Origin of the sequence: Paenibacillus sp. P13VS, from assembly GCF_015143645.1 — a bacterium.
Classification (GTDB): Bacteria; Bacillota; Bacilli; order Paenibacillales; family Paenibacillaceae; genus Paenibacillus; species Paenibacillus xylanilyticus_A.
Map to the genome: position 1 here is coordinate 667,478 of NZ_WYEV01000002.1, position 13,777 is coordinate 681,254.

The window sequence follows — 13,777 nt, forward strand, 5'->3', positions numbered from 1 at the left end:
CAGTGTTCTTCTACCATTTTTAGCTGTAAATCTCGATCACGTTACCTTCGGCCAGACCTTGCTCAAGGGTTGTACGCGAAATACGCAGTCCCCCCTGACGATAAGGCTGCTGCAGTCTCGTCGTCTCCAGTTCCTTGCCGTTCAGCAGCACACGTTGTACCGTTTCTCCACCAAGATGATAGACAAAGGTCACATTCTTTCCGTTATATTGGAAATCAAAGTGCAGGCCGTCCAGACTTGCCGGAAGGATGGGATCAATGACGAGATCCTCTTCCTCTTGACGAATGCCCAGTGCGTTCGAGATCAGTTGGTTCATGTAAATCCCTGGTCCGCTGGAATAGATTCTCCAGCCGCCTTTTACCTGAACCTCACCTGTGCGAAGCTTATCGAACTGCTCCTGCGCATCGTAGCGGTTGTTAAATTTACCATCAGAACTGCTGAAGTAAGCATTGCTCTGGCGGAGATCCGCATTAGGCACGACTTGCTGAATACCCACAGGATTGATGATGCCAAGGCCGTTCCATACTTCCTCGGGATTACCAAGTTTCGCCATGGCTTCAATGTAGCGAATATGTGCATGCACATATTGCAGACCAACTTCACGACCGAAGTTGGACGCCTGTTCAGCACGTTTGAAATGAGTGCTTACCCCTCCATCGTATTGGGCTGGGCGGTTCATAAGCCGCACGCCGTCCGGGCAGAACAATTTTTCCTTAATCAAACGATAGTGAGACGCTGCTTGTTCTGGCTCCAGAAGCTCCGCAATCATGCTGCGTGTCATCGGCAGCAGACGGTACTGAATGCCAGTCTCGCTGTCATCCGGATGCAGCATCCGCTTGGCTTGCTCTGGATCTTCCATATATACGAAACCAGGAATAACGTCGGTATCCAGCATATATTTGTTGAAGTCCTTTTTCACCCCTGCAGCCATGCTGCTTAATTCTGCCGCTAGTTCCGGCTTCACAGGCACAAGTGCTCTGGATAGCTGGCTCAGTGTTTGATACGTAAGGGCAACGGTCCAGCTGCTGACCATATACTGTTTCAGTTGGGCATTCGCGGGTTGAAGTGTATCATCCCAGTCTCCATCACCATACGAGGAAAGGAATGTATCGTGCAGGAAGTGGCTGCGGATATATTCGAGCTCTTTCTGCGCATGTTCCAGCACCGATGCTTTCTCTTCACTAAAATGGAAACCATGTTTAACGGTGTAAGGAACCTCTTCATCCAGAATGGAGTAATCCTTGGTTGCAATCAGGTAGTCACTCAGTACTTTAAGCGGCCATACAATGATATCCCCATGGCTCTCTTCCTGCTGAATTTTGAAGTAACGGTCAAACATGAACCATTGCGGCCAGTTGCCGTCATCCTCATACTGGTGCGAATACACCATTTTCAAAATATCGCGGACCTGTTCATATTTCTGCGTAGCCATAAAGTATTCGACCGGCCCCTGACATACATCCCGTGTACCCCAAGCTGCGCCGCCATATTGCTCCAAACCGTGCGGAACGGAGTAATGGACCAGCATATTATGGGTATACCACCATGCAAGCGCATTGACCTTGAACAGCTCTTCTGCATTCGGCTTCCCAGGACGCGACAGATGGAACCCATTCATGACTTTCGCATAAAAGGCACGATAAGCATCGACTTCCTCCTCGAAGCTGCGTGTAGACAACACCACACTCTCTCCTTCAAGCAGGCCTTGAATGGTCATTGTCCATTCAGCCGTACTCCCCAGCTGCAAGGTGAAAATGGATCCGTCACCCGAATTCACACCACTCGCCAGTCGGGTCTCATCGCCAACTTTGACTCCTGCTCCGCTCACAGACATGCGATATTCCAGATTCGGGTATTCCTTAGCGCTGAGGCTGTCCGTATTCGCCTTAATGCGAAGTTCACCGTTCTGTTCGGTGACACGGGCAGGCAATTCATACTCATTCACATTCATGGTGATCTGATTGGTGATCAGGTAGCGATAAGCGATTCCTTTTTCCGATTTCACATGCAAACGTATTTCAGGAGTATCCAGTGTTGTATAGTTCGTGACAATCAGCGTGTCCTGATCCGTTTTGTAATACCAGCGCACATAGTTGAAGCCCATCTCGAAGAGAGACGGCATGGTGAGCAGATGGAAGATTCCGTCCATCTCTACGTAGATCCGCTGACCGGAGGATTTCGCGATATTCAGCGCACTGCGGGCATTGCTCATCATTTTGTTAAAGTTCGTATTGCCCACAACGATGTGTGAGTTAAAAATACCGTACATGTAGGAAGTCGTCGTAATTACATTCTCGCCCAGTTTCACATTGTTTCCGCTCATCAAAATATGACCATGCGGACGCTCCACGCGCATTTCCTTTTCCTTGAGGACGATATGCTCATAAGTGTCTGTGAAAAATGCCAACAGTTCGCCATTGGCACGTTCTTCCTGTTGTCTGGTTGAAGCCGGGAAAAGGGCATTCACTTCGTCATCAGACATAGCCAAAGTACGAAGCGGCTCACCCAGAGTCGGGTTCAAGGAAACTTTAGGCAAAGCGTTGGCAGAGCTAGCTTCAGCAGCTCCGTTCCCTGTACTTTTCGCTTCATATTCGTTCCAGGCTTGCTCCACAACATCCTTATACTCCAGTTCCTTAATGGCTGCCGCATGATTCGCCTGGAACAGGCCATAGAATACAAAGCGGGCTTCGCCATTCAAAACCACAGTTTCTGACTGAAGGGCTGTATATGCAAATTCATATTGATATACTTCATTTGCGAGCGAGGGTTTAAGCAGGCTTTCCGGAATATTCGTTTCCTTGTAGCTTAAGCCAAAGAATTGGAATCCATCGGTTGAATACCCCGTAGCACGAGTTAGAGATCCCTGCTGCACATAAGGAAATACCCCGCCCTGCGGTTGATTTTGCCTGGATGCTACGACATACCCCCATTTGTCATCCTCAAATACGGCATGATCGATATATTGCGAAAGATAGGCTTCATTGCTTCGTACCGCTCCGGGGTCAGCTATGCCAATGTCTTGGCCGTAGATGACATCCACTTTTTCCCCGTGGCCGTTAACCGTTACATCCCAGAACCAGACTCCCCGAGCTGACGGTGCAAAAACAACCTGATAAGTCACACCTTCTGCATTTCCTGCCCACACCAGTCGGTCTCCGTCGTGATGAACCTGGCTCTCGGAATGGATGCCGAGCATTGGGACATAACGAATACTGGATTCGTCATGAAAACGCAAATAGAGATTATTCATGGACCCGTCTACCGGGCTTGTCATTAATTGATTGATCATGGCCTGTCCACTTACTGCCTGGAACAGATCACCGCTCTCCCAGAATGTGAAGTTCAGCTCGCCAGCTTGAATGTTGATTTGCGATCTAGTCATCGTATTCATGTATCTATCCATATCCTCCTATCCTGCCTTCTTCCCCTGCCAAGCAGCATGAAGAAGGCAGTGCAGCTTCACTGCATTTTTATGCTAAAATCCAATCACTCACTTGCCATAACTCGCATTCATTAAACCAACTTGAACGTGCTTTCCAGCGTATCGCGGCTGTTAGGACCGACAAAAATCTGGAATGTGCCTTTGTCACTGCGATAAGACAGATCGGAATGATGATAGCGAAGTTGTTCCTCATTTAACGTAAATGTAGCCGTACCACTCTCGCCAGGCTCAAGTGCGAGTTTCGTATAGCCCTTCAGCTCACGCATTGGACGTACTACCTCACCTGTTACATCACGCACATAGAGCTGAACCGTCTCCACACCTGCGCGCTGTCCGGTATTCGTTACACGAATCTGGATGCTGATCGGTTGATCAGCAGTCATCTCCTGGCTGGACACTTCCAGATCACCATATTCGAATGTGGTATATGACAAGCCATAACCAAATGGAAGCAGTGGATCGTTCGGGCTATCAATGTACTTGGAAACATAACGTTCTTCCGTTTTCTCCGGGTTCAGAGGGCGTCCTGTATTGAAGTGGTTATAATACACCGGGATCTGACCGACGGACTGCGGGAATGACATCGTCAAACGTGCCGATGGATTCACTACGCCTGTGAGAACATCTGCAATTGCTGCTCCGCCTTCACTACCAGGGAACCACGCTTCAAGAACGGCATCAGATTCTTCAAACACACCGTGCAGATCCAAAGGACGACCATTAAAAATCACGCTAGCTATCGGTTTACCTGTCGTCTTCAACTGTTTGATGAGTTCAAGCTGAGCTGCTGGCAGACGAATATCGGTACGCGAACCACCTTCACCGCTCATTTCAGAATCTTCACCCAGAGCCAGAACGATAAGGTCTGCTTTGCTCGCCGTTTCCATGGCTTCAGCGATTTGTTCGGAGGTAATCGTATGAACGCCACTTCCTTGGGCCATGTGAACCTGTCCATGCTGCAGACGGTCCTGCAGTGCCGTTCCCAGCTTGACAGCATCCGCCTTCACGCCTTCACAAGACCACCAGCCGAGAATGTCTTCACTCTGGGCAAAAGGCCCGATCAATGCGATATTCGCTTCCGGCTGAAGCGGAAGTACACTGTTATCATTTTTCAGCAAAACAGCCGATTTGGTTGCCAGCTCGTAGGATACCTGACGATGTTCCTTCGAGAATACAATCTCACTCTCGCGTTCCGGGTCAGCGGCACGGAGTGGATTGTCGAACAATCCCAGTTTTTCTTTGAGCTGCAGAATACGGAGTACAGCTTCATCGATAAGCTTCTCTTCCACTTCACCGCTCTGGATCAGCTCAGGCAGATGATTAACATAACAAGGGGTCATCATCTCGATATCCACGCCTGCGCGAATGGCACGGTATGCCGCTTCACGATCATCTTCAGCTGCACCATGCGCAATCATCTCGCGGATGGAAGCCCAATCTGAGATCAATACACCATCGAAGCCCCATTCGTCACGTAAAATGTCACGCATCAACTTTTCATTACCGCTTGCTGGGATGCCATCGACTGTATTGAACGAAGCCATCACCATTTCGACACCTGCATCCAGGGCTGCTTTGTATGCTGGCAAATAATACTCACGCAGATTGCGCTCGGACATATCTACCGTGTTATAGTCACGTCCGCCTTCAGCAGCACCATATGCTGCAAAGTGTTTAACGCAAGCAGCGAGACGATCTGGCTCATCTTTCAAACTGTCGCCCTGATACCCACGTACAAAAGCAGCCGAGAACAGGCTGTTGAGGTACGGATCTTCGCCTGTCGTTTCCATCACGCGGCCCCAGCGTGGGTCACGTACCAGATCCACCATTGGTGAAAATGTTACATGCAAGCCGGATACTGCGGATTCGCGGGCTGCAATCTCTGCACTTTTCTCAGCCAAATCCGTATCCCATGAACACCCAATCGCCAATGGAATCGGGAAAATCGTTTTAAAACCATGCACGACATCCGCCATAAACAACAGTGGAATACCGAGACGGCTTTTTTTCAGATAGGCTTGTTGTACATCAATAATGGCCTGTGCGCCTGACAAGCCCAGGATGGAGCCACTGGCAACGACAGATTGCTCTGTAATCCCCATTTCTTCCATCGGTCCAGTAATCTGGCCTTGGGCATCTGTCCCTTCGTAAAAATTGGCGGTCAATTGAAGAAGCTGCGCCGTTTTCTCCTCCAGCGTCATCTGTTTGACCAGGTCAAGCAACTGCTCATTATTCATATCCGTTATCCTCCACTACATACTGTTGAAATAAAGAACCCGGCTGCGTTCGGGGAGAGACCGCGCACCGGGTTCAGAATGTTACTTCAGATTGTTCAGCTCATCCAGAACTGGTTGAACCAGTGACATTTTGCTGTTCACCCATTCTTTCCAGTTGGCTTCCAGATCGCCACTTTTCAGAATCAGGTTGGCATACTCGTTTTGGTATTCAAATGTAGCCTGGTTTTTCGCTTTGGAATCATACAATTGAACATCCCAATCGTAGGTAGCGAGTGCACCGCCCTCAGTTCCGAGTTTCGCTTTATCTTGGAAGTGTTTAACCGCTCTGTCACGATATTCTTGCTTGATCGCCGGGTTAATCATGCTGAAATCATCACCCAGCAGGTACAAACCTTCGAAACGGCTTGGATATTTATCTTCCAGCGTAGTACCTTCAGGCAACAGGCTTACCAATTCGTTGTTCTCGCCATATTTCCAGTCTTTGTCTTTGAAGCCCATGTTCAGAAGCAGTTGTCCTTCTTCACTGATGGAGTAGTCCATCAGATCCATGATACGCTCGAATTTCTCATCGCTGATATCCGGGGAGAAGATCGTCGCGGACCAGTAGTTTACTTGCTCCAGGTTACGATACTTGCCATCGTCGCCTACAACGATCGCTGTGTGAACCAGCTCATCGCTATCAACACCGAGGTTTTTCTTCATTTGAGTATCCATATCTTGTCTGTAAGATGCCAGACCGCCAAGGCTTGTCACAGCAGCTACACCGTTAACTCTGAAATTGTCGCTGCCTTCGCTGTTTTTCCAAGTATAGAACTCAGGGTTAAGCAGGCCTTTTTGATAAGCTTCTTGCATCAGTTTCAAACCTGTAAGCGTTTCAGGATCTGCAGGACCCCAGTGATATTTGCCATCTTCACCTTTGTAGAAAGCAGATTCCACACGAGCATGCTCGCTGTTGGCAACAACGATGTTTGTCAATGCATCATCAGCGTTGTAGGACAAAGGAACAAGTTTGTTTCCAACTTTACCTGGATCCTTGTCTTTAACCAGTTGTGCGTACTCCATCAGTTCGGAAGTTGTATAAGCATCTTTCAATTCGAACCCAACGGCTTCTGCCCAGTCTTTACGCAGTGCAATGACACCAATTTGGTTCACCAGCGGATCTGCCGGTTTGTTTTCAAAATATACAGGTCTAGGCAGAATGTACGTACCGCCTTTCAATTCTTCCAGCTTCTCTCCAAGGCCAGTCAGCTTGTAAGCTGCCGCCACGTTAGGCCAGCGCTCTTTCCAGTCATCCGGGAATTTGTAGAGCAAACCTTGGTCGATGTAGTTCATGGCATCGCCGTGAACATAGTTCCAGCTGGCTACGTCAGGAAGGTCACCGGAGTTGATCCACAGACGAAGCTTCTCGCCCCATGAATCCCACTCTACGAAGTTGTAATCCCAAGAGATATTGAATTTGTCCATCCAGTATTTGTGGAACTCATTATCCATTTGGCCATCTTTCAGTTGAATCGTACTTGCTACGGAAATATCCAGCTTATCTTTGTAGTTTCCGTTTTCGTCTTTCTCGTTACTTCCCGAAGCACCTTCGCTTGAACAAGCGGTCACCATCAGCATGACTACACTAAGGGTGATGGCAAAGAGTGATCGTACAGATAGCTTCTTCTTCGTTTTCATGTTTTACCCCCATGGTTTTGTTAGAATTTTTGACTCAAAATCCTATGTGTATAATCAGGTCTTGATAGCCCCTGTTAATACCCCTTTGGCAAAATGCTTTTGCAGCATCGGGAAGAAGCACATAATTGGAACCATTGTGACAAATACGGCTGCCATCTTCATCCCTGTGGAGAATTTGGATGCGGCTCCGGCTGCATCCACGCTGGATGCGTTGGAAGCATTCGTCTGAGATTCGACGATAATGGTCCGCAGTACGTTTTGCAGTGGTAACTGATCCGCCTTTCGCAGGAAGATCATTGCATCATACCAGCTGTTCCAATATGCCACGCCGTAGAACAGCGTGATGGTAGCAATGATTGGTGTAGCCAGCGGAAGAACGACGGAGAACAGTATTCTCCACTCCCCTGCACCATCCAGTCGAGCTGACTCCATTAAGGATTCCGGCAGTGTGTAGAAGTAGTTCATCATCAGGATCATGTTAAATGCACTGAAGCTTCCCGCCAGAATAACGGACCATAGCGATCCCGTCAGATGAAGAGATTTCATGATCAGGTAGAGTGGTACGATACCACCATTGAAGATCATGGTGAACAGCACTAGGAAAAAGATAAATTTCTTAAATGGAAATTTGCTGCGACTTAGTCCATACGCCATGCTCGTAGTCAGGAACATACTGAGAGGCAAGCCAATCACCAGCAGGATCAATGTATTTTTGTACCCCGTCAGGATGCTTCCGTCAGCGAACAGCGCCTTATAGGAATCAAAGGTGAATTCTTTTGGGAACATTAGCATTGGATTGTCCGCATACTCTTTTTGAGTGGCGAACGAGATCATGATGACATTCCAGAACGGAATCAGAATCATCAGGGCAAGCACAAGTAAGATGGCGAAGATAACGTAATCCAGAAGCGTCATTCGTTCTGTACCAATCTTCGATTTTTTGTTAGCTTTCTTGCTCATTACATTTTTCCTCCTTTCTTATCGGAACAATCCATCTCCGCCAAGCAGCTTCGCAAATCTGTCAGCAAGGAGCAGCAAGACCATATTCACGAGGGAACGGAACAAGCTGACCGCAGTCGAGAACGAGAAGTCGGTTGATGATTGGAACGTAATCCGATAAATATACACATCGAGTACTTCCGATACATTTTTGGTTGCGGCATTCGCCAAGTTGAAGATCTGATCGAAACCGGATGACATCAATCCACCGACAGACAGGATAAACATAACGGTGATAGTCGGCAGGATGTTCGGCAGCGTAATGCGGAACATTTGCTGTAACCGTGAAGCTCCATCGATCTGTGCGGATTCGTATTGATCCTGATCGATACCCGAGATCGCAGCGAGGAAGATGATGGCACTCCATCCGCTTGATTTCCAGATATCTGTTAACAGAAGCATCGGTACAAAGTTGGATTCGGAACCCAGGAAGTTAATCGTTGGCAATCCAAGCAATGCTAGCGTGCTATTCACCAATCCGTCATACGCCAGCACATTGATGACAACCCCGGATACGATAATCCATGAAAGGAAGTGAGGGAACGTAAGAATCGTTTGGAACCACTTTTTCCCTCTACGCATCCGCAGTTCGTTCAGTAACAGGGCCAATATAATCGGGAATGGGAATTGAATAATCAGCTTCAAAATGTTGATATACAATGTCCGCCATACCGCGTCAATAAACGTTGGATCCCGGAACACGTATTTGAAGTTCTCAAATCCGCTCCAAGGACTTCCCCAGATCCCCAGGTTCGCCTTGTAATCCTTAAATGCCAGTGACAGGCCGCCCATTGGCAGATAGGCGAATAAGATTAGCCAGACAAGCCCCGGGATAAGCAGGGTGTACGTCATTCTGTGCTTCCAGATTTCACTCCAGAGCGAATTTCCTCTCAGGTTTCCCTTCAGCTTTTTGCTAGGTCCTTCGGCTGCAGGTTTCAATTTGCATCTCCTCACTCTACTTTGGTCTTGTCGTTATACAGAAAATCAAACATGGTTCTCAGGTGCTGCTCCCAAAATCTCCATTCATGAGCTCCCGGAGATTCAACGTACCGGAAATGATAGGCAGTTCCCTGCATGTACTCGGCGAATCTGCGGTTCATTTCGATAAATGGGTCACTTTCACCGCAGCAGCTCAGCACATCCGGCAAAGGTCTGCCCTCTTCCAACAATTTGGCTGACAGCGCGTAAATGTCCTGATCGGGCTTTACCTGTAACCGTTCTCCAAAAACCGCTTTCATTTCCTTGATCATACCTGGTGGCATATTGGGATCATGAAGCCTGGTCTGAATGTCGGTTACTCCGGATAAAGAAACCACTTTGCGATAACGTTCGGGATAAGTCAGCGCACACTTCAGAGCCCCATATCCTCCCATGGACAATCCCGCAATGTAAGTCTTCTGGGGATCCGTGTTCAGGTTGAGCTGACGTCTGCAAAACTCGGGCAGCTCCTGAGTAATGTAATGGAAGTAATTCAGGCCGTACTCCATATCGGTGTAGTAGCTTCGGTTCGCTTCTGGCATAATGACCGTACAGCCATATTGTGCAGCGTACATCTCGATTGTAGTCAATCGCTGCCAGGTACTCGCATTATCGCCTGCCCCATGCAGCAGATATAGCGTACCGCCTGAAGTCTCTCCGGAGTCACTGGACACTACGTGTATGCTTGTGTTCATGCATAACGTAGGCGATCCGGTTTCGATCGTGATGTGTGCCATATGGAACCCCTTTCATCATCAGCTGTTGCCTGTACTTTCTCTACTCTTGCTTTTCCGCTGTGACTTCTTCCCATTCCCCCGTAATCTACTAGGTTATCGAAACGATTTTCTCGAATCGTTTCAAAACATAGCTAACGTTGATTCACATGGACTTAAAAACAGCATTTCTTACTTGGAAGCGATTTCTTCGAATCGTTTCGAATAAATCATAATCCCGATGAGTAAATCCTGTCAATAACCTTTTTACAAATTTCGCGTTATTTTCTCAAAAAACTTCTTATTCAAGTGTAAATTTGCGTCAAAAGGCACTTTATTTGTGATAATATACCCTTTTGGTAACCGTTTGCACATCTTTCATTGACATCACCTTCGGATTGTACTAACATAATTTCTGATTTTGGTTCCAGATTACGGAAACGTTTCACCAGCCCTAAAATGTCGTCTTTTTTAATGAAAGGATGTTATTATGTCCAGCATTGTTCAACGCTTTGTTCAACATATTGAGGCTCAGCAATTAAACGTACTTTCAGTTCGTGTGCTGCAGCATGGAGAAACACGTGGAATGTGGGATCGGACTGAGGATAAGCGGCGCTTACAGCATTCGATCAGTAAGTCGTTTACCTGCATGGCTGTAGGATTGGCACTCGAAGAAGGCATATTTACGCTCGAATCCAAACTGGGAGAATACTTCACATGGCCAACACCAGCGCCGGACCAAACAGCATTCTCTCCTGCGGATCTCACACTGTATGATCTGCTGCGGATGTCTTCAGGGCATGATGTGCCTGTGCTCTGGGCGGAGGAACGGGCCACGCTTGCGGAGAAAGATTGGGCTAAATATTACATGTCACTTCCAATCGACAGAGTCCCTGGCGAGGCATTTACATACAGCAGTGCCGATACTTTTATGATCTCGGAAATGTTTCAGGCAGCCTCGGGCCAGACCGTAAAAGATTATCTGATTCCCAGACTGTTTGATCCGCTGGAGATTTATAACGTCGAATGGGAAACCTCTCCACTGGGCATTACATTAGGCTGTGCGGGCTTAAAGCTTACAAATGAGGAATTAGGCCGGTTCGGACAGTTCTTGCTTCAGAAGGGCTATTGGAACGGCAGTCAGCTGGTTCCTGCGGAATGGATAGACCAAGCAACAACTCGCCAGATAACAACGCCGGGTGAAGGGGATTGGGGACAAGGATACGGATATCAATTTTGGCTATGTTCTCATAATGCATACCGTGCTGATGGCGCTTATGGTCAACTATGCGTGGTCCTGCCCGAACTGGACGCTGTAGTTGCCGTTAGTAGTGACGAATTGAACATGCAGGGGATTTTGGACCTGATCTGGTCTGATATCCTTCCCCATCTTGAAAGTAACCATCAAGCAACTCCATAGCATAATAAATTATTGTAGTTTTTCAAAACTTTTTGAAAAAAACAAAAGAAGTATCATGCCTTTATCGGTCATGATACTTCTTTATTTTACTTACCCGTGCTGTGGAAGCTGGGTCATTTCATCTAGACATTGTGCGCATATGTAACGCTCTTTGAACTCATTGACTTCTTCCATTGATCCGCAGAAAATACATTTTGGACGGTATCTCTCCAGAATGATATGGTCCCCTTGTACTAAGATCTCTACAGGATCTCCCTCATTCATTTGATACCTTTTACGCAAAGATTTAGGCAATACGATCCTACCCAATTGGTCAACTTTGCGAACTACTCCAGCTGGCTTCATAGCTACGGCACACCTCTCCTATCTTACTCTAAATTTCTAGGTACAATTGTACTATGTTTAAAGATTCGCCAAGATTTTGTCGAATCCTGCTGGAAATAAACATTTTTTGTCCTTTTTTTTGAAAAATGTTTTTTTAGCGAATTCTAACAAGCACCTGAACGCGAATTTGGATCAATCCAAGCCCGGGAAATTCAATTGTCGCAATGCTTCATATACGATAATTGCCGCCGAATTGGACAAGTTTAATGAACGTACATCACCTGTCATGGGCATTCTCATGCAAGTTTCCGGATTGGCAGCAATTAATTCAGGAGGTAGTCCTTTGGTCTCTTTGCCAAAAACCAAAAAATCTTCATCCTGGAACGTAAAATCGCTATAGTTGTTCTTCGCCTTCGTGGTTGCGTAGAAAAAGCGACCCTCCGGATACTTTTCCTGAACCTCTGCGAATGAATCATGATATTCAATGTGAACTGCATGCCAGTAATCCAGACCAGCCCGCTTCAAGGTTGCATCATCCGTCCGAAACCCGAGTGGGCGAACCAGGTGCAGATGGGTTCCCGTAGCCGCGCAGGTGCGAGAAATATTGCCGGTATTCGCGGGAATCTCCGGTTCAACCAGAACGATATGCAAAGCCATATGTGTTCAATCTCCTTTAAGTTCATGTTTCTGTTGCAATCCTCTAATTCTAAAGAAAAGCCTCCCACACGTCAATGTGGAAGGCTCTGGAAGGGCTAGATTGGAAGGCTAAGGCCTCTCATCCTTTCCCCTAAGATTTATCCATTTGTCTTCTGAAAGTGGCTCATAAAGTCTGTCAGTTCCTTAACACTCTCATAAGGCGCTGCATTGTAGATGGATGCACGAAGGCCTCCAACACTGCGGTGTCCTTTTAATCCAACGAACCCTTCCTGTTCGGAAGCCTTAATGAATTGTTTCTCCAATTCTTCCGAAGCAAGGCGGAATGTCACATTCATCAGGGAACGGTCTGCAGCATCAACACAGCCGCGATAGAAGTCGCCTGAGGAATCTATTGTATTATAGAGCAATTCCGCTTTCTTGATGTTCTTTTGTTCGATCCCTTTCAGTCCACCTTGTTCTTCAATCCATTTCAGAACTTCATTGACCATGTAAACAGAGAAAGAAGGCGGGGTATTATATAGGGAATTGTTTTCGGTATGTGTGCTGTAACGAAGCATCGTTGGAATCGTTTTTGGCGATTCGCTTACCAGCTCCTCCCGAGCAATTACCACTGTAATCCCGGATGGTCCAAGGTTTTTCTGTGCACCCGCATAAATCATGCCAAACTGATTAAGATCGAATGGTTTACAGAAAATATCACTCGACATGTCAGCAATTAAAGGTACAGATCCCGTGTCCGGGAAAGACTTGAACTGTGTACCCTCGATCGTTTCATTGGATGTCAGATGTACATAAGCTGTGCGGTCAGGCAAACTCAGGTTCGATACATCAGGCAATTTCATGTATTTATCAGCCTCGGAAGAAGCTGCAATGTGGGTTTCACCAACCAGCTTTGCTTCAGACAACGCTTTTTTCGCCCAACTGCCTGTCATGACATAGCTTGCAGTTTGGCCTGCCCCGAGAAGGTTCATCGGCAGCATCGCGAACTGGGTGCTCGCTCCGCCCTGAAGAAATAGTACCTTGTACCCCTTCGGATTGCCTAAGAGCGACAGCAAACGCTCCTGAGCTTCATTATGTACGGACTCGTACACTGCCCCACGGTGAGACATCTCCATAATCGACATGCCTGTGTTACGAAAATCAACAAATTCTGCTTGCGCACGCTCCAAAACCTCCAGTGGCAGTGCCGCTGGTCCTGCATTAAAATTATACGCTCTCTTTGTCATTTTTCCCCCGTCCTTTCCATCCGTAGCTTACATATGAAGTAAATATTATCGCTATGATATCAGTATTCCCTATCCGCATCAAGGGCAATAAGCACTGAAGCGGG

Annotated in this window: 10 protein-coding genes; 1 reads left to right on the forward strand and 9 read right to left on the reverse strand. The window is 47.2% G+C overall.

What is annotated here, in order from left to right; all coding sequences use genetic code 11:
• Positions 1-19: 19 nt before the first annotated feature.
• From GUA98_RS04125 to GUA98_RS04150, 6 genes are all read right to left on the reverse strand, one after another.
• Positions 20-3,391 carry a GH36-type glycosyl hydrolase domain-containing protein gene (locus GUA98_RS04125; protein ID WP_153977726.1) on the reverse strand — a complete coding sequence of 1,124 codons (3,372 nt, stop codon included), beginning with the start codon at positions 3,389-3,391 and terminating at the stop codon, positions 20-22.
• A 122-nt stretch (positions 3,392-3,513) separates the two neighbouring features.
• Complete coding sequence (gene bglX / locus GUA98_RS04130) at positions 3,514-5,679, reverse strand: beta-glucosidase BglX (protein WP_193722123.1); 2,166 nt, start codon at positions 5,677-5,679, stop codon at positions 3,514-3,516.
• 81 nt (positions 5,680-5,760) lie between these two features.
• Positions 5,761-7,356, reverse strand: coding sequence for an extracellular solute-binding protein (locus tag GUA98_RS04135; RefSeq protein WP_153977724.1), 1,596 nt, complete (start codon positions 7,354-7,356; stop codon positions 5,761-5,763).
• A 54-nt stretch (positions 7,357-7,410) separates the two neighbouring features.
• Positions 7,411-8,316 (reverse strand): carbohydrate ABC transporter permease, encoded by a 906-nt coding sequence (locus GUA98_RS04140; RefSeq protein WP_153977723.1) that lies wholly within the window; start codon positions 8,314-8,316, stop codon positions 7,411-7,413.
• A gap of 18 nt (positions 8,317-8,334) precedes the next feature.
• Entirely contained in the window at positions 8,335-9,294 is a 960-nt protein-coding gene (locus GUA98_RS04145) for an ABC transporter permease (RefSeq protein ID WP_153977722.1), read from the reverse strand.
• Positions 9,295-9,305: 11 nt separating this feature from the next.
• Positions 9,306-10,070 (reverse strand): alpha/beta hydrolase, encoded by a 765-nt coding sequence (locus tag GUA98_RS04150; protein ID WP_153977721.1) that lies wholly within the window; start codon positions 10,068-10,070, stop codon positions 9,306-9,308.
• A 466-nt stretch (positions 10,071-10,536) separates the two neighbouring features.
• Between GUA98_RS04150 and GUA98_RS04155 the strand changes: the two genes are divergently transcribed.
• Complete coding sequence (locus GUA98_RS04155) at positions 10,537-11,466, forward strand: serine hydrolase domain-containing protein (RefSeq protein WP_193722124.1); 930 nt, start codon at positions 10,537-10,539, stop codon at positions 11,464-11,466.
• Positions 11,467-11,556: 90 nt separating this feature from the next.
• On the opposite strand, the gene GUA98_RS04160 is transcribed toward GUA98_RS04155, so the two are convergent.
• From GUA98_RS04160 to serC, 3 genes are all read right to left on the reverse strand, one after another.
• Positions 11,557-11,811, reverse strand: a complete 255-nt coding sequence (locus GUA98_RS04160; protein ID WP_024629045.1) for an AbrB/MazE/SpoVT family DNA-binding domain-containing protein — start codon at positions 11,809-11,811, stop codon at positions 11,557-11,559.
• A 171-nt stretch (positions 11,812-11,982) separates the two neighbouring features.
• The gene (gene trmL, locus GUA98_RS04165; RefSeq protein ID WP_095288268.1) at positions 11,983-12,447 is read right to left on the reverse strand and encodes a tRNA (uridine(34)/cytosine(34)/5-carboxymethylaminomethyluridine(34)-2'-O)-methyltransferase TrmL; all 465 of its coding nucleotides are present in this window, start codon (positions 12,445-12,447) and stop codon (positions 11,983-11,985) included.
• Between the two features lie 137 nt (positions 12,448-12,584).
• Complete coding sequence (serC, locus tag GUA98_RS04170) at positions 12,585-13,673, reverse strand: 3-phosphoserine/phosphohydroxythreonine transaminase (protein ID WP_193722125.1); 1,089 nt, start codon at positions 13,671-13,673, stop codon at positions 12,585-12,587.
• Positions 13,674-13,777: the final 104 nt, after the last annotated feature.

Coding starts and splice junctions, on each gene's coding strand:
- trmL (WP_095288268.1), bottom strand. CDS start 12,447: ATGGCTTTGCATATCGTTCTGGTTGAACCGGAGATTCCCGCGAATACC.
- GUA98_RS04140 (WP_153977723.1), bottom strand. CDS start 8,316: ATGAGCAAGAAAGCTAACAAAAAATCGAAGATTGGTACAGAACGAATG.
- GUA98_RS04125 (WP_153977726.1), bottom strand. CDS start 3,391: ATGAATACGATGACTAGATCGCAAATCAACATTCAAGCTGGCGAGCTG.
- bglX (WP_193722123.1), bottom strand. CDS start 5,679: ATGAATAATGAGCAGTTGCTTGACCTGGTCAAACAGATGACGCTGGAG.
- GUA98_RS04160 (WP_024629045.1), bottom strand. CDS start 11,811: ATGAAGCCAGCTGGAGTAGTTCGCAAAGTTGACCAATTGGGTAGGATC.
- GUA98_RS04135 (WP_153977724.1), bottom strand. CDS start 7,356: ATGAAAACGAAGAAGAAGCTATCTGTACGATCACTCTTTGCCATCACC.
- GUA98_RS04150 (WP_153977721.1), bottom strand. CDS start 10,070: ATGGCACACATCACGATCGAAACCGGATCGCCTACGTTATGCATGAAC.
- GUA98_RS04155 (WP_193722124.1), top strand. CDS start 10,537: ATGTCCAGCATTGTTCAACGCTTTGTTCAACATATTGAGGCTCAGCAA.
- serC (WP_193722125.1), bottom strand. CDS start 13,673: ATGACAAAGAGAGCGTATAATTTTAATGCAGGACCAGCGGCACTGCCA.